This is a genomic window from Verrucomicrobiota bacterium (genome assembly GCA_016871675.1).
Lineage (GTDB): Bacteria > Verrucomicrobiota > Verrucomicrobiia > Limisphaerales > VHCN01 > VHCN01.
In genome coordinates this window covers 28,366-48,485 of record VHCN01000010.1, presented here as the reverse complement: position 1 = coordinate 48,485, position 20,120 = coordinate 28,366, and the positions used below count along the sequence as shown (strand labels likewise).

17 protein-coding genes are annotated in these 20,120 nt (G+C 66.3%); 12 read left to right on the top strand and 5 right to left on the bottom strand.

From position 1 onward, the window contains the following. Positions 1-28: 28 nt before the first annotated feature. Positions 29-4,657 carry a glutamate synthase large subunit gene (gene gltB, locus FJ386_03910; GenBank protein ID MBM3875850.1) on the bottom strand — a complete coding sequence of 1,543 codons (4,629 nt, stop codon included), beginning with the start codon at positions 4,655-4,657 and terminating at the stop codon, positions 29-31. 256 nt (positions 4,658-4,913) lie between these two features. On the opposite strand from gltB, the gene FJ386_03905 reads away from it, so the two are divergent. Continuing rightward, positions 4,914-5,783 (top strand): hypothetical protein, encoded by an 870-nt coding sequence (locus FJ386_03905; protein MBM3875849.1) that lies wholly within the window; start codon positions 4,914-4,916, stop codon positions 5,781-5,783. Between the two features lie 230 nt (positions 5,784-6,013). Here FJ386_03905 and FJ386_03900 read toward each other — a convergent pair whose 3' ends face one another. Then, positions 6,014-8,125: a S9 family peptidase gene (locus tag FJ386_03900; protein MBM3875848.1), complete on the bottom strand. Its 2,112-nt coding sequence runs from the start codon at positions 8,123-8,125 to the stop codon at positions 6,014-6,016. Positions 8,126-8,274: 149 nt separating this feature from the next. Between FJ386_03900 and FJ386_03895 the strand changes: the two genes are divergently transcribed. The 8 genes from FJ386_03895 (at position 8,275) to FJ386_03860 (ending at position 15,630) form a co-directional block, all read left to right on the top strand. Next, positions 8,275-9,546: a CvpA family protein gene (locus tag FJ386_03895; GenBank protein MBM3875847.1), complete on the top strand. Its 1,272-nt coding sequence runs from the start codon at positions 8,275-8,277 to the stop codon at positions 9,544-9,546. Between the two features lie 118 nt (positions 9,547-9,664). Continuing rightward, positions 9,665-10,537 (top strand): branched-chain-amino-acid transaminase, encoded by an 873-nt coding sequence (gene ilvE / locus FJ386_03890; protein MBM3875846.1) that lies wholly within the window; start codon positions 9,665-9,667, stop codon positions 10,535-10,537. Between the two features lie 5 nt (positions 10,538-10,542). Then, positions 10,543-11,046 (top strand): excinuclease ABC subunit B, encoded by a 504-nt coding sequence (locus tag FJ386_03885; GenBank protein MBM3875845.1) that lies wholly within the window; start codon positions 10,543-10,545, stop codon positions 11,044-11,046. A gap of 3 nt (positions 11,047-11,049) precedes the next feature. Beyond that, a complete protein-coding gene (locus tag FJ386_03880) occupies positions 11,050-12,138 on the top strand; it encodes a protein arginine kinase (protein ID MBM3875844.1) in 1,089 nt (362 codons plus the stop codon). 132 nt (positions 12,139-12,270) lie between these two features. Then, entirely contained in the window at positions 12,271-12,450 is a 180-nt protein-coding gene (locus FJ386_03875) for a hypothetical protein (protein ID MBM3875843.1), read from the top strand. A gap of 9 nt (positions 12,451-12,459) precedes the next feature. Continuing rightward, positions 12,460-13,413 carry a tyrosine recombinase gene (locus FJ386_03870; protein MBM3875842.1) on the top strand — a complete coding sequence of 318 codons (954 nt, stop codon included), beginning with the start codon at positions 12,460-12,462 and terminating at the stop codon, positions 13,411-13,413. A 117-nt stretch (positions 13,414-13,530) separates the two neighbouring features. Continuing rightward, the gene (locus tag FJ386_03865; GenBank protein ID MBM3875841.1) at positions 13,531-15,156 is read left to right on the top strand and encodes a hypothetical protein; all 1,626 of its coding nucleotides are present in this window, start codon (positions 13,531-13,533) and stop codon (positions 15,154-15,156) included. A gap of 6 nt (positions 15,157-15,162) precedes the next feature. After that, positions 15,163-15,630, top strand: coding sequence for a DUF5069 domain-containing protein (locus FJ386_03860; protein ID MBM3875840.1), 468 nt, complete (start codon positions 15,163-15,165; stop codon positions 15,628-15,630). A gap of 28 nt (positions 15,631-15,658) precedes the next feature. Here the strand turns inward: FJ386_03860 and FJ386_03855 are convergent, their stop codons facing one another. Then, complete coding sequence (locus FJ386_03855) at positions 15,659-15,961, bottom strand: DUF971 domain-containing protein (GenBank protein ID MBM3875839.1); 303 nt, start codon at positions 15,959-15,961, stop codon at positions 15,659-15,661. Positions 15,962-15,963: 2 nt separating this feature from the next. Beyond that, complete coding sequence (locus FJ386_03850) at positions 15,964-16,296, bottom strand: DUF4404 family protein (GenBank protein ID MBM3875838.1); 333 nt, start codon at positions 16,294-16,296, stop codon at positions 15,964-15,966. A 159-nt stretch (positions 16,297-16,455) separates the two neighbouring features. On the opposite strand from FJ386_03850, the gene FJ386_03845 reads away from it, so the two are divergent. The 3 genes from FJ386_03845 to FJ386_03835 are packed head-to-tail and all read left to right on the top strand — an operon-like array spanning position 16,456 to position 18,294. Further along, positions 16,456-17,343 carry a fumarate hydratase gene (locus tag FJ386_03845; GenBank protein ID MBM3875837.1) on the top strand — a complete coding sequence of 296 codons (888 nt, stop codon included), beginning with the start codon at positions 16,456-16,458 and terminating at the stop codon, positions 17,341-17,343. 1 nt (position 17,344) lies between these two features. Beyond that, on the top strand, positions 17,345-17,938 hold the full coding sequence (locus FJ386_03840; GenBank protein ID MBM3875836.1) for a fumarate hydrolyase: 594 nt from the start codon (positions 17,345-17,347) through the stop codon (positions 17,936-17,938). After that, complete coding sequence (locus tag FJ386_03835) at positions 17,935-18,294, top strand: hypothetical protein (protein ID MBM3875835.1); 360 nt, start codon at positions 17,935-17,937, stop codon at positions 18,292-18,294. Before FJ386_03840 ends, FJ386_03835 begins: the two co-directional genes overlap by 4 nt. Positions 18,295-18,373: 79 nt before the next feature. Here the strand turns inward: FJ386_03835 and FJ386_03830 are convergent, their stop codons facing one another. After that, positions 18,374-19,930 carry a hypothetical protein gene (locus tag FJ386_03830; protein ID MBM3875834.1) on the bottom strand — a complete coding sequence of 519 codons (1,557 nt, stop codon included), beginning with the start codon at positions 19,928-19,930 and terminating at the stop codon, positions 18,374-18,376. Positions 19,931-20,120 lie beyond the last annotated feature (190 nt).

Sequence of the window (20,120 nt, the reverse complement as noted above, 5' to 3'; positions counted from 1 at the left end):
GTTGACGGTCGGCCAGAAGGTCATCGCATCAACCGCCGCCCACGCGCGCGGCGTCCTTCGAGTTCTCCTCGAACGCGGCGGTGAGGGCGTCGTCGCCGGTGAGTCCCGCCGCCTCGGCCTTCTTCAGCGAAGCCAGCACGCGCTTGTAGTCCTTGGGCATCACCTTCACGAACTTCGGCACGATGGCCTGCCACATCGCAAGCACGTTGCGGCCGCGCTCGCTGCCGGTGTAGATCACGTGCCGCTCGATCAAGTCGCGCACCGCGTTCGACTCGTCGCGGCCCTCGATGCGCTCCAAGCCGACCATCTGCATGTTGCAGCGCCGGGCGAAGTCGCCGTCCTCATCAAGCACGTAGGCGACGCCGCCGCTCATGCCCGCCGCGAAGTTGCGGCCCGTCCTGCCGAGCACGACCACGGTGCCGCCGGTCATGTATTCGCAGCCGTGGTCGCCGACGGCCTCGACGACCGTGCACACGCCGGAGTTGCGCACACCGAAGCGCTCGCCCGCCATGCCGCGGATGAACGCCTCGCCGCCCGTCGCGCCATAGAGCGCCACATTGCCGACGATGATGTTGTGCTCCGCGCGGAACGTGGAGCCGCCGGGCGGATAGATGATGAGCCGGCCGCCGCTCAGTCCCTTGCCGCAATAATCGTTGGCGTCGCCTTCGAGGCGGATGGTGACACCGCCCGGCACGAACGCGGCGAGGCTCTGTCCCGCCGACCCCTTGAAGTGAAGCTGAATGGTGTCCTCGGGCAAACCCCCCGCGCCGTGGCGCTTGGTGATTTCGTTGCCGAGGATCGTGCCGACGACGCGATTCGTGTTCCGAATCGGCAACTGCACCACCACCTTTTCCCGCTTCTCAATCGCGGGCTTGCACAGGTCGAGTAGGATCGTCATGTCGAGAGACTTCTCGAGGCCGTGTTCCTGCGGCACCTGGCAGTAGCGCCCGACGCTGAGATGCACGTCGGGTGAGTGCAGGATGTTGCTGAAGTCCAGCCCGCGCGCCTTCCAATGCTCGACGGCCTTGCGCGGCTCGAGCACGTCCACGCGACCGATCATCTCGTTGATCGTGCGGAAGCCGAGCTGCGCCATCAGCTCGCGGACTTCCTGCGCGATGAAGGTCATGAAATTCACCACGTCCTCGGGCTTGCCGGGGAAGAGGCCGCGCAACCGCGGATCCTGCGTGGCCACGCCGACCGGGCAGGTGTTCAGATGGCAGACGCGCATCATGATGCAGCCCATGGCGACGAGCGGGCCGGTGGCGAAGCCGAACTCCTCCGCGCCAAGCAGCGCGGCGAGGATGACGTCGCGACCGGTCTTGAGCTGGCCATCGGTCTCGACCGCGATGCGCGCGCGCAGGTTGTTCAGCACGAGCGTCTGGTGCGTCTCGGCGAGGCCGAGTTCCCACGGAATGCCCGCGTGCTTGATGCTCGTCTGCGGCGATGCGCCCGTGCCGCCGTCGTAACCGCTGATGAGCACGACATCCGCGTGCGCCTTCGCGACGCCCGCGGCGACGGTGCCCACGCCGACTTCGGCGACGAGCTTGACGCTGATGCGCGCCTCGCGGTTCGAGTTCTTGAGGTCGTGGATGAGTTCCGCGAGGTCCTCGATGGAATAGATGTCGTGATGCGGCGGCGGTGAAATGAGTCCGACCCCGGGTGTCGAGTGGCGGACGCGCGCGATCCACGGATACACCTTGCCGCCGGGAAGCTGGCCGCCTTCGCCGGGCTTCGCGCCCTGCGCCATCTTGATTTGCAGTTCCTTCGCGTGCGTGAGGTAAAGGCTCGTGACGCCGAAGCGCCCGCTCGCGACCTGCTTGATCGCGGAATTCTTCGAGTCGCCGCGGTCGTTGGTCCACGCGTAGCGCGCGGGATCCTCGCCGCCTTCGCCGGTGTTGGATTTGCCGCCGATGCGGTTCATCGCGATGGCGAGGGTCTCGTGCGCCTCGCCGCTGATGGAGCCGTAGCTCATCGCGCCCGACTTGAAGCGCCGCATGATGCTCTCGACGGGCTCGACCAGCCCGATCGGGATGGCCGTCGCCGGCTTGAACTCCAGCAGCCCGCGCAGCGTGTAGAGGTCGCGCATCTGCGAGTTCACGAGCGCGGAGTATTCCTTGAAGGTCTTGTAATCGTTGTTGCGAACGGCCTTCTGCAGCTTGTGGACGGTCTGCGGATTGAAGAGGTGCAGCTCGCCGTCCGCGCGCCACTGATACTGGCCGCCCACGTCGAGCGCGTGCCCGTTCGCCGGGCGGTCGGGGAACGCGTGCTCGTGCCGCGTGAGCACTTCCCTGCCGATGGCTTCGATGCCGATGCCGCCGACGCGCGAGGGCGTCCAGGTGAAATACTTGTCTATGACCGCGTCGTTGAGGCCGATGGCCTCGAAGATCTGCGCGCCGCGGTAACTCTGGATGGTGCTGATGCCCATCTTGGACGTCACCTTCACGACGCCTTTCACGGCCGCCTTCGTGTAGTTCTTCACCGCGGTCTTGTGATTGATGCCGGTGAGCAAGCCCTGCTGGATGAGGTCGTCGAGCGTCTCGTAAGCGAGATACGGATTGATCGCGCCGCAGCCGTAGCCGATGAGCAGCGAGTAGTGGTGCACCTCGCGCGGCTCGCCGGATTCGAGCACGAGTCCGGTGCGCGTGCGCGTGCCCTCGCGGATGAGATGATGATGCACGCCGGCGACCGCGAGCAGCGCGGGGATGGGCGCGTTGTCCTTGTTCACGCCGCGGTCGGAGAGGATGAGCACGTTCGCGCCGTCCTTGATGGCCTTCGTCGCGGCCTCGCACAAGTCGTCCATCGCCTTCTCCAAGCCGCCGGGTCCCTCGCCCGCCTTGAAGAGGATCGGCAGCGTGGCGGACTTGAAGTGCGGATGGTTGAGGTGCTTGAGCTTCGCAAACTCCTCGTTGCTGAGGATGGGCTGCTTGAGCTCGATGAGCCGGCAGCTCTCGGCCTCGGGCTTGAGCAGGCTGCGCTCGGAGCCGATGGTCGTCTCGGTCGAGGTGACAATTTCCTCGCGGATGCAGTCAATCGGCGGGTTGGTGACCTGCGCGAAGAGCTGCTTGAAATAAGTGTAGAGCAACTGCGGCTTCTGCGAGAGCACCGCGAGCGGGGTGTCCGTGCCCATCGAGCCGACGGCCTCCACGCCGTCGCGCGCCATCGGGACCATCAGCAGCCGCAAGTCCTCGAACGTGTAGCCGAACGCCATCTGCCGGTGCAGCACCGTGTTGTGGTCGGGCTCGGGCACGTGCGGCGCGTCGGGCAGCTTGTCGAGCTCGACCATGTTCTCGTTGATCCACTGGCGATACGGCTGCGCCTTGGCGATGGAGTCCTTGATCTCCTCGTCGGCGATGATGCGGCCCTGCGCGGTGTCCACAAGAAACATGCGGCCGGGCTGGAGGCGGCCCTTTTGCAACACGCGCTCCGGCGCGATGTCGAGCACGCCGACTTCGCTCGCCATCACCACGAGGTCGTCCTTGGTGACGTAGTAGCGCGAAGGCCGCAGCCCGTTGCGGTCAAGGCACGCGCCGATTTGAACGCCGTCGGTGAACGCAATCGAGGCCGGACCATCCCACGGCTCCATCAGGCACGAGTGGTATTCGTAAAACGCCTTGCGCTCGTCGCTCATGGACTCGTGGTTCGTCCACGGCTCGGGGATCATCATCATCATTGCGTGCGGCAGCGGGCGGCCGGCGAGCACGAGCAGTTCGAGGCAGTTGTCGAACATCGAGGAGTCCGAGCCGTTCGGGTTGATGATGGGGAAGATCTTGTTGATGTCCTTGCCGAAGACGTCCGACTCGAACATCGCCTGGCGCGCGTGCATCCAGTTGATGTTGCCGCGGAGCGTGTTGATCTCGCCGTTGTGCGCGAGGTAGCGATACGGGTGCGCGCGCTCCCAGCTCGGGAAGGTGTTCGTCGAGAAGCGCGAGTGCACCAGCGCCAGCGCCGTCTCCATGTCCGGGTCGCGCAGGTCGGGATAATAATGGTCCACCTGCCCCGGCATGAGCATGCCCTTGTAAACGATCGTGCGGCACGAAATGCTCGGCACATACCACCACTGCGTGCCGCGCTCGCCGGAGTTGCGGATCTCGGTGAGGGCGCGCTTGCGGATGATGAACAGCTTGCGCTCGAACGTCTGCTCGTCGCGCGCCTTGCGCGTGTTGCGGCCGATGAAGCACTGGCGGACGAACGGCTCGGCCGCGCGCGCGGTCGCGCCGAGCGTCGAGTTGTCCGTCGGCACCGTGCGCCAGCCGAGCACCGTCTGCCCTTCCTCGCGCACCACCCGCTCGAAGATCCGCTCGCAATGGTGGCGGTCATCCGACTTCTTCGTCATGTAGATCATCGCCACGCCGTAGCGGCCGGGCGCGGGCAGTTCGAAGTCGTGCGCGGTGGCGACCTTCTGGAAAAACTTGTGCGGAATCTGGAACAGCACGCCCGCGCCGTCGCCCGTGTTCGGCTCGCATCCGCACGCGCCGCGATGGTCGAGGTTGACCAGGATCTGGACGCCCTGCCGCAAAATCTCATGCGACTTCTTCCCTTTGATGTTCACGACGAAGCCGACGCCGCACGCGTCATGCTCGAACCGCGGATCGTAAAGGCCCTGCTTGGGCGGGAGGCCGTGCCAGCGGGCCTGGGTGCTCGTCTGTGACTGGCTCATCGTGATGATGCTTCGGTTTGCGCTGCGTGGAAGCCGGCGGGGTTCTGTCGGAGAAGCGACTCAACCGGGAATGGGTCAGCCAGCCGGACACCAAGCTCGCGAAACGTATCGAAGCCCGTCACGGAGTGCAAAAGCTATTTCAGACAATGACCGCGCAGGCAGCGCAGGCCTGAATCGCCTCCCGAGCCCGGCGAAACCCGCCCGCGAAAATCTGTTCGCCTTCCGGCCCGCGCGCGCCTACAACCCTCGCACCCCCATGACACTCGCGCGCCTCCCGCTGCTCCTCGCCGCCTTCACCGCCGCCGCCGCCGCGCAGGACTTCGAAATCCGGCTCCACCGCCCTCTGAAGGCCGGCGACCGCTTCGCCATCACCAAAACCGTCCACGAGGAAACCGAGACCGCGCTCTCCGCTGGCGGCAAGGCCGTCACCAATCGCAGGGAAAAGCTCCTCATCGAGTTCAAGTCCGAGGCGACCGTCGAGGAGGTGGACGCGAAGGGCAAGCCCCAACGCTTCACGCACAAGGTCTCGAACCTCGCGCTCACCGTCGGCGCGGAGCGCAAACAGCTCCTCGGCGGCGGCGCCGTGGTGAAGGCCTTCCTTGAGGACGGCAAGCCCGTGTTCGAAGCCGCCGGTGAGCGCGCGACGGGCGAACTCGCGCGCGCGTTGAGCGCCGCCGCGTCCGTCGGCAAGTCCGGCGCGTCCGACGACGAGTTCTTCGGCACCAAGGAGCGCAAGAAAGTCGGCGACTCGTGGAACGTCAACGCCGCCGCCATGATCAAGGACATGCAGGCCAAGGGCAACCTCCGCGCCGAGAATCTCGCGGGCAAGGTGACGCTTGAGAAAGTGACCACCGACGGCGGCAAGCGCATCCTGCACCTCGGCAGCGAGGTCAAGGGCAGCTTCTTCCCGCCGCTGCCCCCCGGGCTGACCATCAAGGAATCCACCATGCGCATCAAACTCGGCGCCAAAGTGCCCGCGAGCGTCACCGACACGCACACCGAGGAGGAAGGCGACGTGTCTTTCGCGCTCATTGCCACCGGCAAGCCCGACCCCAACGGCGCGGAAGTCGAACTCAAATCCTCGCAACGCCGCTGGGGCACCTCCGCTCAGATTCCGATCAAGTAGCCAGATGGCAGCCAGCGCAAGCCTGCCGTCGTTCCGGAACAGCAACCGGTCCGCGCCAGACTTGCCGTCCGCCGTCAGCATTGCATCCCGGGCGGGCACTGATACCGCCGGTCGAAATCCCGCGGAAGAGCACGACGAGGCCAACCAGCCTTGCCGGGAGCCCGCGCCCTCGGCATCTCCCCGGTGACATGCTTCCGTCAGGCTCGGCGGCAAAGGACAATCCCGCTGGTTCAATTCGCCGGCAGCTTCATCCCCAGCTCGCGCACGAGGAAGCCGAACTTGTCCGCCGACTCCTCGATGAGCTTCGTCGTCGGTTTGCCCGCGCCGTGGCCGGCCTTGGTCTCGATGCGGATGAGCACGGGCGGGCCGTCGGAGGGCTGGCATTCCTGCAGGCGCGCGGCAAATTTGAAGCTGTGCGCCGGCACCACGCGGTCGTCGTGGTCCGCCGTCGTCACGAGCGTGGGCGGATACTTCACGCCGGGCTTGAGGTTGTGCAGCGGCGAGTAGGCAAGGAGCGCCTTGAACTCGTCCGCGTTGTCCGCGCTGCCGTAGTCGCTCGTCCACGCCCAGCCGATGGTGAACTTGTGGAAGCGGAGCATGTCCATCACGCCCACCGCGGGCAGCGCCGCGCCGAACAGCTCGGGCCGCTGCGTCATGCACGCGCCGACGAGCAGGCCGCCGTTCGAGCCGCCGGCGATGGCGAGCGTCTTCGGCGAGGTGTATTTCTGCGCGATGAGCCGCTCCGCCGCGGCGATGAAGTCGTCGAAGACGTTCTGCTTGCGCGCCTTCGTGCCGGAGAGGTGCCATTCCTCGCCGTATTCGCCGCCGCCGCGCAGGTTCGCCACGGCGAACACGCCGCCCATCTCCAGCCACACGGCCATGCTCACGCTGAAGCCCGGCGTCTGCGGGATGTTGAAGCCGCCGTAGCCGTAGAGATACGTCGGGTTCGAGCCGTCGAGCTTCAGCCCTTTGCGGTGCGTGATGAACATCGGCACGCGCGTGCCGTCCTTGCTCGCGTAGAAGACCTGCTTGGTCTCGAAGCCGGCGGAGTTGAAGTCCACCTTCGGCTTGCGGAACACGGAACTCTTCCCCGTCTTCATGTCGTGCCGGTAGATCGAGCCGGGCACGGTGTAGCTCGTGAACGAGTAGAACGTCTCGGTGTCCGTGCGCTTGCCTCCAAAGCCGCCCGTGCTGCCGATGCCGGGCAGCGCAATCTCGCGGGCAAACTTGCCGTCGCGCGCGAACACCTTCACCTGCGAGCGCGCGTCCTTGAGGTAGCTGGCGACGAACTGGTCGCTGAGCAGGTTCACGCCGCGCAGCGTCTCGGCGGCTTGCGGGATGACTTCCTTCCAGTTCGTTTTCTCCGGTTTCGCGAGGTCAATCGCCACGACGCGACCGCGGGGCGCGTTGAGATCGGTGCGCAGATAAAACGTCGAACCGACGTTGTCCACGAAACCGTAGTCGGCCTCGAAGTCCTTGATGAGTTCGACGACGGGCGCGTTCGCCTGCGAAAGGTCGCGGTAGAAGAGGAGGTTCTTGCGCAGCGTGCCCTTCCAAATGGAGAGGACGAGGAACTTGCCGTCGTCCGTGACGTGGCCGCCGAAGCCCCATTCCTTCTGGTCGGGCCGTTCGTAGATGAGCGTGTCGTCGGATTGCGGCGTGCCGAGTTTGTGGAAGTAGAGTTTCTGGAAATAGTTCGCGCCCTTGAGCGACTCGCCGGGTTTGGGCTCGGCGTAGCGCGAGTAGAAGAATCCCTTGCCGTCCTTCGTCCACGACGCGCCGCTGAACTTCACCCACTTGATGTGGTCGGACAGGTCCGCGCCGGTCTTCACGTCGCGCACCTTCCACTCCTGCCAGTCCGAACCGCTGGCCGAGAGGCCGTAGGCCATCAAGTTGCCGTCCGCGCTGATGCTGTAGCTTGAAAGCGCGACGGTGCCGTCGGCGGAAAGTTTGTTCGGATCGAGCAGCACGCGCGGCTCCGCGTCGAGCGTGTCCGCGACGTAGAGCACGCTTTGGTTTTGCAGGCCGTCGTTCTTGGACCAGAAGTAGCGCGAGCCTTCGCGGTGCGGCAGGCCGTAGCGCTCGAAGTTCCAGAGCTTCGTGAGCCGTTCCTTGATGCGGGCGCGCTCGGGGATCGTGTCGAGATAGCCGAAGGTGACCTTGTTCTGCGCCTCGACCCACGCCTTGGTGTCGGCAGCGTTGTCGTCCTCGAGCCAGCGGAACGGGTCGGGGATCTTCGTGCCGTGGTAGTCGTCCACGTGGTTGGTCCTGGCCGTGACGGGATACGCGAGCCGCGGCTGGTCGGCGGCGTGTGAAGGGGCGCTGGTTGCGGCAAGCGACATGAGGAAGAGGTGCGTGAATTTCATGCGAACGCTGGATTGAGCCACGGCGCGGCGGTGCGGGCAAGGGGAAGAGAACCGACGGCGTGTGCACCGGGCGGGGCGCATTTTCTTCGTGCCTTTTCCCGGGGAGGCCATTATCTGTCACGGCCATGACCATTTGGATTTTTGCGCTGTTCTTGATGTTGATGTTCGGGTCGGCGGGCGCGATGGGCGGCGGCATCCGGCTTTCGATCCAATTGCTCGGAGTCATCATCTCGTTTTCGCTGGCGAGCCCGCTTTCCCCGATGCTCGACTGGGTGCCGAAGGTGATGGGGTTCCACAATCCGGTGACGGCGTGGGCCCTGCCGCCGATCCTCACGTTCGTGCTGCTGAACCTGATCTTCGCGAGCATCGCCTTCGGGGTGCATCACAAGATCGAAATCCACTACCAATACCGCGCGGCGGACGACGTGCGGCTCAACTGGGAGCGGGTCAACTCCCGGCTCGGGATCATCGTCGGCATGATCGTGGGCTCGCTTTACGTGGTGATTCTCGGCGTGCTCATCCACACGGCGGGCTACTTCACGACGCAGGTGAAGAACGGGACGAGCGACCCGATGGGCTTCCAGATTCTCACGCGCATGACGGCCGACATGAAGACCACGGGCCTGGACCGCGTGGTGCTGGCGGTCAGTCCCGTCGGCGAGAATTTCTACCTCACGTCGGACCTCGTCGGCCTGCTTTACCACAACCCCGACCTGCGCAAGCGGCTCATGGATTATCCGCTCTTCAACACCCTGGAGGACCGGCCCGATTTTCAAGCCTTCGAGGAAGAGCGACGGACCAACTACCTGGCCCGCATCGCCTCGAAGACGAACTTCATGGTCGTGCTCAAGAGCGGGATGACGCAGGAGTTGATGAAGAACAAGGACCTGCAGGCTCTCTACCGGGATATGGACCTGGGCGACGTGCTCAAGTTCGCCACGAACGGGACATCGCCGAAGTATGAAAAGGAGAAGCTGCTCGGCCGCTGGCAGCTCGACCTCGTGCCGACGGTGCAGGCCATCCGCAAGAAGCGCAACCCGCCGCTGCCCGAGCTCAAATACCTCACGACGATGTATCGCTCCATGCTCAAGGACATCACGATCGTCGCGAGCGCGAACAACCAGATTTCCGTGCGAGGCTCCATCGCGGACGGCCAGACGTTGGGACGGGTGCTGGCTTACACGCTTCCGAAGAACATCGACATCTCGAAGCTCTCCACCAATTTCTCCAATACAAACATCTTCAAGACCTTCCTCACGGGCACCTGGAAAAGCGGCTCCTCCGACTCCTACACGCTGACGCTCGGCGACCTCGGCGACAGCGAGGTGACCCTCAAGGATGACAAACTCACCACCACCGTCGGCGGTCAGCCCGTGGTGTTCGGCAAGGTTGACTGAGCCGGGACAACGCCAGCCGCGAGTGAATCGCGGACAGTTCGAGTGTCCCGCCGCCGCCGGCCCAGTTCCTCATTGCGCCGCATTCGCGCGCTGCCGTAAGGTGCGCGCCGCTTGACACATGAAGGTTTACGTTGACGGCAAATTCTACGACGAGAAGAACGCGAAGGTCTCCGTGTTCGACCACGGGCTGCTTTATGGCGACGGCGTATTCGAGGGCATTCGCGCCTACAACGGCCGCGTCTTCCGGCTCACGGAGCACGTCGAGCGGCTGTTCAATTCCGCGAAGTCCATCCTGCTCACCATCCCGCTGACGCCGGCCGAAATGGGCCGGGCCGTCGTCGAGACCTGCCGCCGCAACAAACTCACCGACGCCTACATCCGGCTCGTCGTCACCCGCGGCGTCGGCACGCTCGGCCTCGACCCGAACCGCTGCAAGCGCGCGTCCGTGATCATCATCGCGGGGAAAATCCAGGTCTACCCGCCCGCGCTCTACGAACGCGGCATGGACATCGTCACCGTGCCGACCACGCGCAACCTCGTGAACGCGGTCAACCCGGCCATCAAGTCGCTCAACTACCTGAACAACATCCTCGCCAAGATCGAGGCAAACATCGCGGGCGTCGAGGAGGCCATCCTGCTCAACGGCGAGGGCTTCGTGGCGGAGTGCACGGCGGACAACCTGTTCATCGTGAAGGGCCGTCGGCTGCTCACCCCGCCGTTGTCCGCCGGCGCGCTTTACGGCATCACGCGCGGCGTGGTGCTCGACCTCGGGCGCGAGTCCGGCCTCGAGACGGGCGAGCCGAACCTCACGCGCTACGACCTCTACATCGCGGACGAGTGCTTCCTGACCGGCACCGGCGCGGAGATCATCCCCGTGGTGAAGATCGACGGCCGTGTGATCGGCACCGGGCGCCCCGGGGCGACCACCCGGAGTTTGATTGAAAAATACAAGGCGTTGACGCAGGTTTCCGGCGAGCCGATCGGCGGCTGATTGTCATGCTCTGCAACGTCTGCAAAGAGAACGAGGCCACGGTCCACTTCACGCAAGTCCACATGGACAAGATGAAGCAGGTGGACCTCTGCGAGGCCTGCTCCAAGAAGAACAACGCCACGGACCCGGAGAACTTTTCCTTCGCCGACCTGCTGCTCGGCGTCGGCGCCGCGCAGGAAATCGAGGAGCCCTCCGGCCCCGAGCTCAAGTGCCCCGCCTGCGGCTACACGCACGCCGACTTCAAGAAATCCGGCCGGTTCGGCTGCGCCGAGTGTTACCAGACTTTCTCCGAAGGCCTCGAGGTGCTGCTCAAAAGCATGCACAAGGGCACGCAGCACAAGGGCAAGGCACCCGTCTCCATGCAGCAGTTCCGCGACGCAAGCGGCAAGCTCAAGCAGCTCCAGAAGCGCCTCGAAAAGGCCATCCTCGAGGAGGACTACGAGACCGCCGCCGCGTTGCGCGACGAAATCCGGCAGGCCCGCGAAAAGCTCGGCAACGTCCCCGCCTGAGCCATGAACGTCCACCAGTTCCTCGCCCCGCTTGCGCAGTCGTGCCGGCGCACCGGGCCGCATGACCGCATCGTGCTGAGCAGCCGCGTCCGCCTCGCGCGCAACCTCCGCGGCCATTCCTTCCCCGGCCACGCCAAGAAGCCCGACCGCGTCCGCGCGCTCGAACTCATCCGGCCGACCGTCGAGGGCCTGCCCGAAATGGCCGGCGCCTACTCGGCGACGATGGACGAGCTCACGCCGCAGGACAAACTCACGCTGGTCGAGCGCCACCTCATCAGCCGCGAACACGCCGCGCGCAGCTCCGGCAGCGGGCTCGTCCTCAACAAGGAGGAATCCCTCTGCGTGATGATCAACGAGGAAGACCACCTGCGGATGCAGTCGCTGCAAACCGGCCTGCACGTGCGCAAGGCCTGGGCGCTCATTGACCAGGTGGATTCCACGCTCGAGAAGCGCCTCGACTACGCGTTCTCTCCCGACCTCGGCTATCTCACGGCCTGCCCCACCAATCTGGGCACCGGCATCCGCGTCAGCGCCATGCTGCATCTGCCCGGCCTTGTGCTCGACGAGCAGATCAACGCCATCATCAACTCCGTGAACAAACTCGGCCTCGCCGTCCGCGGCCTTTACGGCGAAGGCACCGAGGCGCTCGGCAACATTTTCCAGGTCTCCAACCAGAAGACCCTCGGCGAGGCCGAGCTCGAAATCGTCGAGCGGGTCGCCAAGGCGCTCGACCAGGTGCTCACCACCGAGCTCGACGCCCGCAAGCGCCTCCTCCAGCGCAAGCCCAAGGCGCTCTTCAACTACATCGGCCGCGCCTACGGCATCCTCACCAACTCCCACATCATCACGTCGAAGGAGGCGATGAACCAGCTCTCGCTCCTGCGGCTGGGCGTGGACTTGAACCTCTTCCCCGAAATCCCGCGCTCACTCCTCGAGGAGATGTTCATCCTCATCCAGCAGGCCCATCTCCAGCAGCATTGCGGCGAAAAACTCGAGCCCGAGAAGCGCGACCTCATCCGCGCCGACATTCTCCGCGAGCGCCTCCAAGCCGCGCCACGGCCGAAGACCACCGACGCCCGCTGCCTCGAGTGAACGCCGCGAATCTGCTTGCCGCTCCGCCGTTCACGCCGCCACCCTTTCCCGGAGCGCCGCCCCGTTCCGACGTCCGCTGAAACCCACGAGGCGAGCGCCGCACCAGCCCCCCACTCGCCTATGTGCGGAATCATGGCCGTCTTCAGCCTGCATCGGAGCCTCCGGATTGATGCGGAGAACCTGCTCGCGCGCCCCGCGCGCCCTTCAGCCACAAACACCGCAGGCACCTTGACTGGCTCGAACTCCATCGAGCTGCGCGTGCTCAACGAGTGGATGGACCAGTATCTGCGTGCGCCGGCGTCGGCGAAGTGAGGCGGGCTCATGCACGCGCTCATCGAGGATTTCCTCGTCCACCTGCGGCACGAGCGCGGGCAGGCGGCAAACACGGTGGCCACCTACGCCGGCCTGCTGACACGGTTTGTCACGTGGGCCGGGGCGCACGGCGTGAGCGACTGGCGCGAGGTGCAATTGAAGCACCTGATGGACTTCCTCCAGCACGAGCGGGACCGCGCGCTCGCCAACGCGCCCGAAGGTTCGCCGCGCCGGCTCAGTGGCGCGAGCGTGTATCTGCAGATTGCCGCTCTTCGCGCCCTCTATCGCTTCGCCGAGCGGGAGAAATTCGTCCCCGCGAACGTCGCCGAAAAGCTCTCGCTGCCGCGCCGCTGGAAACGCCTCCCCAAGTCGCTGACCGACGCCGAAATCCAGCAACTGCTCGCGCCGCCCGCCGAGGGAACGCCCGACGCGCTCTGCGACCACGCCGCGCTCGAGCTCGCCTACGCCAGCGGGTTGCGCCTGTCCGAACTGCGCGGCCTGCGGCTCGAACAGCTCCACCTCGAAGCGGGCTTCATCACCGTCGTCGGCAAGGGCAACAAGGAACGCGTCGTGCCCGTCGGCTCCAAGGCGGTCGCGGCGCTCCACCGCTACCTCGACACCGCGCGCCCCAGGCTCGTCACGCCGCGCACGCCCGCGAATGTGTTTCTCACGCGGCGCGGCACGCCCTTCGCCCGCACGACATTGTGGCTGCGGATCAAGCGCCGGGCGCGGCTCGCGGGCATCGCCCGCAACGTCACGCCGCACATGCTGCGCCACAGCTTCGCCACGCACCTCCTCGATCACGGCGCGGACTTGCGCGTCATTCAGGAACTGCTCGGCCACGCCTCCATCAGCACGACGGAAGTTTACACGCACGTCGCCGGCAGCCGCCTGCGCGAGGTGCACGACAAATTCCACCCGCGCTCCCGCCGCGCCGCTGCCGCAAAGTCCGCCCCCAAATGACGGCCCGACGCCCTCCCGTGGGACGCCACCGCGCACTTGCATTCCTCAAACTCCCGTCCCATTGTTGGCGCCCCCTGACCCGGAACGCAGGAAAAGTGCCTGCCGCGGCAGAGTAGCATGAGCCAGACACCCGATCCCGAGTTTGACCTCGAGTCGCTGTTCCTCCCCACGTGGGCCAAGCAGCCGGCGGCCAACAAGTATGCCAACTTCGCCGGCGGCGAGGACCGTCCCCGCCGCGGCGGGCCCGGCGGGCACGAGGATCGTGGCCGGCGCGGCTTCGGTGGCGGCGGCGACCGCGGGCCGCGCGGACCCCGCCGCGATGGACCGCGCCGGGAAGGTCCCGGCGGACCCGGGCGTTCCGGCGACCGTGGTCGCGGGCCGAGGCAGGACTTTGAAGGCCGGCGAGAAGAGCGGCGCGAGACCGGCCCGCCGCCGCCCGAGCTCAATGTCACTTTCATCCCCGAGGAAAAAGGCGTCGAGGGACTCGCGCGACAGGTGCGCCTCACGGGGCGCGCGTATCCGCTCTTCGAGATCGCGCAGCTCATCCTGCGCAAGCCCGAGCGGTTCAACGTCCAGCTCGGCATCGTCAAGAAACCCGACGGCTCACCGGCGCAACCGCTCTTCCTGTGCAGCCTCGACGACACGTTGTGGCTCTCCGAGGCCGAGGTCGCCGGCCACCTGTTGCACCGGCACTTCGACACCTTTTATGCGAGCGAGCGCATCGCCGGCGATTCGCCGAAGGGCACCTACACCTTCGTCGCACAGTGCGGCATGAGCGGCGTGGTGCTCGGCCCGCCCAACTATCACGGCTACCAGGAAAAGCTCCGCCAGCTCCACACGGAGCGCTTTTCGCGGATGCCCTTCGACGTGTTCAAGTCCCGCGTGAAGATCGTGAAGGACGAGGCCGTGGTGAAGCAATGGCTCGAGGAGCAGAGCTACAAGACCTCGTTCACCGCGCTCAACGTGCCCGAGCCGCTGAAGTTCGACACCCGCGACCAGGTCGAGCAGCACTTCCGCGTCACGCACCTGCCGAACCTCGTCAAGCCCGCCGAGTCGCACACGGTCCCCGGCGTCGCCGCCCGCGCGCTCCCGTGCACGCCCCTCCGCAACCTCGTGCGCGTCGCGTGGGAGGACCAGTCAAAGTTCCCGATCCGGCTCGCCACGACGCTCAGCCAGCAGTTCGGCGGGCACGGGCTTCAGTTCTTCAAGGTCAACAAGACCGTGACGCACGTTTGCGTTGCGCGGCCGCATTTCCTCGACCTCGACTCCACGCCCGTCTCGGGCAACGTGCGCAGGCTGATCGAGTTCATCAACTCGCACCCGAAGTGCACGCGCCGCAGGCTGCTCGACACGCTCGCGCCCGCGCCTGTTCCCGCCGCCGCGCCACCGGAAGCGGCGGCAACACCCCCCGCGCCGGCTGCGCCCGCCGCGCCGCCCATGTCACCCGAGCAGGAGGCGCTCAACGCCGATTTGCACTGGCTCATTCACGAGGGGCACGTGATTGAGTTTGCCACCAACGGAATCCTCGAAACGGCAAAGCGCCCGCTGCCCCGGCCCGAACGCCCCGCCAAGAAACCCGCCCCCGATGCGAAGCCCGCGCCCGCTGCCGATGCACCCTCCACCGAGGACGGCGTCGTGGAACTGAGCGAGTCACCCGCGCCCGCACCCGCGAATGCCGGGCCCGCGCCGGCGCCGGAGGTTCCCACACCCGCGCCCGAACCCGCGCCCGCCGCCACCGCCTGACCGATCATGGCCTCGACCCAAGCCGCCCTCGCCGCGCCCGACCTCACGCAACGCCCGCCCCGCAGCGCCCGCGTGCGACTCGGCGGCTACGTCATTCTCCCGCGCATGCTCGACAAAGGCCGCGCGCAACTTGTGGGCAGGAACGGCGAGTATCACTTCAACTGCCCGCTTGACCGGCACTTCCTCGACTTCGCCGGTGTGAATCCCGACGCGTTGCTGAAGCAACTCGCCGCGGGAAAGGGCGACGGTGAAATCCTTGCCTGGATCGGGAAGCACGCGAAGCAGAAGCACAGCGTCATCGAAGTATCGGCATGGAGCGCCTACCACGAGAACCGCGGCCCGGCGGATTTCGAGTCCCGCGAATACTTCAACCACAAATATCTCGAAAAGCTCGCCCCGGCGCGCACGGACATCCTGAGCTGGTTCGATGTGCTCGACGTGGACGACCATGTGAGCTTCGGCGGCAAGGCTTGAGGCGCCGGCCGCCGTCCGACACGCCCACCTATTCTGCGCCCGCCACCCGCCGCAGGTAGTCAAAGGCGAACAGCCCCGAGGAGTGTCCGTCCGCCCAGAACGGCTGCACCGCGTATCCACCCACGGGAACCACCCGCGACAGCTTGAAGGACTCCGGCGTGAACGCGCGTTCCGGTCCCTTGTAAACCTTGCCGAAGATGTCCTGCTCGCCGTGGCATGCCGCGCACGGGCACGCGCGGCGGAGCGCTTCGAGCGGGATGAAACTCTCCGAGCCGTCGTCCCATTTCACGGCGAGTTCCGTGCCGATCACCTGCACGTCCGTGGGGTGCATGGTCAGATGCCGAGATTGGAAAGCGCCATGCACACACGGTTCACCGCGGCGGCCAGCTTCGGATGCGATTCCTCGAACCCCGCGACTGACGCGCGCAAGCCTTCGATCGAGAGCTCCTTCAGGCGCGTGTCCGGTCGCTCGCGCGTGGCCTCGTGCGCCGAGACCTGCGTGAAGCCCGCGATGCTCCGCGCCTGGTCCGCGTGCGTGGCGGACAACTCGTTCACCTCGGACTTGAGCGTCTCCAGCAGGCCGAGCACCGCGGACTTGGCCTCGGGCTTGAGCGCGCCCGATGCTTCGAGCCGACCGCGAAGCTGCGCAATCGTGTCGTGAATCATGGTCGTCCCGCGACGGCGGGACACAGCCACGATAACCGCCACGGGAAAAAACCCAAGCCGCGAGTGGCGCACTTTGGTTTCCGGGATCAAACCCACGGCGGACGGGAGATTCTTGGTGCCGAGGCGCCGCGCCGCGTGTAGCGTCGGCGCACAGGCCTGATGGAAGTTCCGGAGACATTCTACCCGCTCGTCGAGCACACCTGCCGCGAGCTCTACATCCGGTCGCTCAAGGAAATCCCCCCCGACGTCGTTGAGGCCATCCGCCGCGCGGCCGCGCGCGAGACGAAGGAAGTCGCCCGGCGCATCTTCGCCGCGTATCTTGAATCCATCGAACTCGGCCGCGCCCGCGACATGATTGTATGCCAGGATACCGGCATCCCCATCTACTGGGCCGGCATCGGCTGCCGGCTGCGGCTCGATGGCGCGCGACTTGCCGACGCCATCCGCCTCGGCACCGAACGCGCCACGCGCGACCATCCGCTCCGCAGCAGCATCGTCTCGCCACTGACCCGCGAGAACCGCCAGACCAGCACCGGCGAAGGCATCCCCATCATCCACTTCGACTTCGTGCCGGACGCCGACACGCTCGACATTTTATTCATGCCGAAAGGCAGCGGCTCGGAGAACATGAGCTCGCTGAAAATGCTCGTGCCCGCCGACGGCGTAAACGGCATCAAGCGCTTCGTGCTCGAACAAGTCGTCGGCGCGGGCGCCAAGCCGTGCCCGCCCACCATCGTCGGCATCGGCATCGGCGGCTCGTCCGATCTCTGCCTGGCGCTCGCCAAAAAAGCCACCGCGCGCCCGCTCGGCACGCGCAACCCCGACCCGCAATTCGCCGCCCTCGAGGAGGAACTCTTCAACGCCATCAACGCCACCGGCATCGGCCCGCAGGGACTCGGAGGCGACACCACGGCGCTGGCCGTTCACATCGAGGCTGCGTGGACGCACATCACCTGCAACCCCGTCGCCGTGAACCTGCAATGCTGGCGTGCTGAACGCCGCCGCGCGACTTTGTCCGCGGACGGAACGGTGGAGTTCGGTTTTTGACATGGCTTCCTTTCGTTTCACCACCCCGCCTTCCGAGGCCGCCGTGCGCCAACTCAAGGCCGGCGATTCCGTCACGCTCGACGGCGTCGTGTTCGGCATCCGCGACGCGGGCCTCATCCGCCTGTTCGACCAAGGCGTGCCATGCCCGGTGGATTTGCGCGGAGCCGCGCTGCTGCACACGGCGCCGAACGTCCGCAAACTTCCCGACGGCCGCTACGAGCCGTTGTCCATCGGCACCACCACGAGCCTGCGTATGGACCGCTACACCGAGCCGCTGCTGCGCGACCACGGCGTGCGCGCGATCCTCGGCAAGGGCGGCCTCTCGGCGTCGAGCGCGGCGTTGATGGCGCGATACGGCGCGGTGTATTTGAGCGTCACCGGCGGCGCGGCGGCGGGCCAGACGTTGCAGACCGAGGCGATCGAGCGCGTGTTTTGGGAAGACCTGATGCCCGAGTGCCTGTGGCAATTCCGCGTGAAGGGCATGGGGCCTCTGATCGTGGGCATTGATGCGCAGGGGAACAACCTCCAGCTCGACGTGCAGGGAGAAGCCGAGCGCAGGTCGGCGGACATTCTGCGCAAGATGGGTGTCGCATGAACGAACCGCCCGGACCTCCGCGCCGCGCGCCGTATCGCGGCACCGTGGCGTGGGTCATCCAGCGCATCTCGGCCATCGTGATGATCGTGCTGCTGCCGCTGAAACTCTACACCGGCTGGGCCGCGCGCGACCGCCTGCCGTGGATCCTGCCGGGTTCGCCGAAGCAGATGCACTTCAACGCCGCCCTCGACCTCGTGCTGCTGCTCTGCCTGCTCATCCACATGGCCTACGGCATTCGCGTGATGCTCATCGACGCCGGTGTCATCCGTGAAGACCGCTGGTTCTGGAGATTCACCGCGGGCGCGCTCGCCCTCTTCGCGGTCATCGTGTGGGCGGTGTATCTGCGGGCGGATTGAGCGCGCGTCCGACATCGTGCGGTCGACGCCAAGGATGAACACCATGCCTGCGCCCGGAAGGATGGGCGGCGGAACAGGCTCAGGCGCGCAGCGTCCGGCGCAGGAGGTTGTGTGTGATGCGCTGCACGCGCGCGTCGGGACCGTGCGGGCGCGACCAGTGTGACCACGGCAGGATGTGGCCCGGCGGCGAACTCAGTCCCTGCGCCCACCAGATCGTCGCGGCGTTGAAGACGATGTTGTTCTTCGGCCCCGGGAAGATCGTAGCCGTCCAGTGCGCCGGCGTGACGCCGCCGCGCCACACGGTTCCCTCGGCCACGACTTCGAGTCCGGGGATGTTCGCCGGCGCCCCGTGATGTTCCCAACCGACCAGCCCGGGCACCGACTCGCCCTGCTTCATGCCGGTGCCCTCGAAGATCCAGTGTTCGGGTTTCGTGCAGGTCCAGTCGCCGCCGCCGTTGAAGGGCACGATGCTCCGCGCGCCGATGAGGTCCGCCTCGTTGCGGGAATCGCGTTTCCAGTCCTTCGTGAAGACGCTGATGGAATCCTCGATTTCCGGGTCCGTGAGTCCCGCGTAAATGCCGGTGCGCGTCAGGATGCGTCCGCCCGCGCCGCCCGAGGAGGGCGAGAACGGCGTGACACCGAAGACCGAATTCCCGCAGAGCCACAGCGCGTTCGTGCCCGCGGCAATCGCGCCCTTCACGGCGTCGAACTGCCGAGGATCCCAATACTCGTCGTGCCCGACGCTGAGGAATGTCTTGCAGCGCGTGATGTTGCCAGGTTCGAGGCAGTCGCGGTTCGAGCAGTAGGTCACGTCGTAGCCGTGTTCCTCGAGCCAGTAGGCGAGCGGGAATTCCCACAGCAGGAATTCGCCCGACCCGATCGAAAGCGGGTGCTCGTAAATCTGCGCGTATTTGCCGTAAGGCCGGTCGAAGCTCGCCGCCACGCCCACCGCGTGCGCGCCGCGCGGGTCCGTGTAGAGCGAGTAATTGTCAGGCCACTTGTTGTAGGCCTGCCACGTGTTGTCGCTGCATTGAAAGAGAAAGTCCGCGCGGCGCTCGTCCTTCACGATGAACACCACGTAGCTCTGCCAATAGGGCCCGGCGGCTTGGTCGGGCACGGTCGTGATCCGGCCGAGATACACGCCGCTCGTCCAGTCGGCGGGAATCTTGAACGAGAGGACCGGCTCCCACCTGCACTCGCGCAGGCGCTTGTCGCCCACGGGCGGGTCGGACTGTTTCGTGCATGGAATGGGGTCCGTCTTCATCATCCGCCGCGCACCGCGCCCTCCGTAGAAGCCCATGCGGAAAACCTCGAGCGTGAAGCGCGCGGCGGGGTTCGTGCTGACCATGAAGTCGAGCTGCTCGCCGGCTCTCACGCTCTGGCGCGAGCAATAGCCCTCGATGGCGGGCGACCGGAAGCCCAGGTTCTTGTCGAGCCGCACGCGCGTGAGCTGCCAGTCGAGCGCGCCGGGCCTCGCGTTCTCGGCGGCGATGGCCGATGCCCGGCGCGCCGTGGCGCGGGTTTGCGCCCGCGCTTCCGCCCCGGCTGCGGCCGACGCCGCGAACGTGGCGACGCTGCCTTTCAGGAACTCGCGCCGCCTTAACCGGGCGGCGGTGCGGGGATGACGTGGGTTCATGAGGATGTTCGATTCGCGGCCGCGCCGGGCGCGGGCTGGAGCAGAAGCGCAAGCCACAAGGCAATCAACACAAGGCGCAACATCGCCGCGGAGCGTAGCAGCGCGCCGCGTTTGCTCAATGCCGAAGCGAGTCCGCATCGCCCACCCCCGCGGCGCATCGGCACGCGCGGGAATCGGGACGCATTGCCCG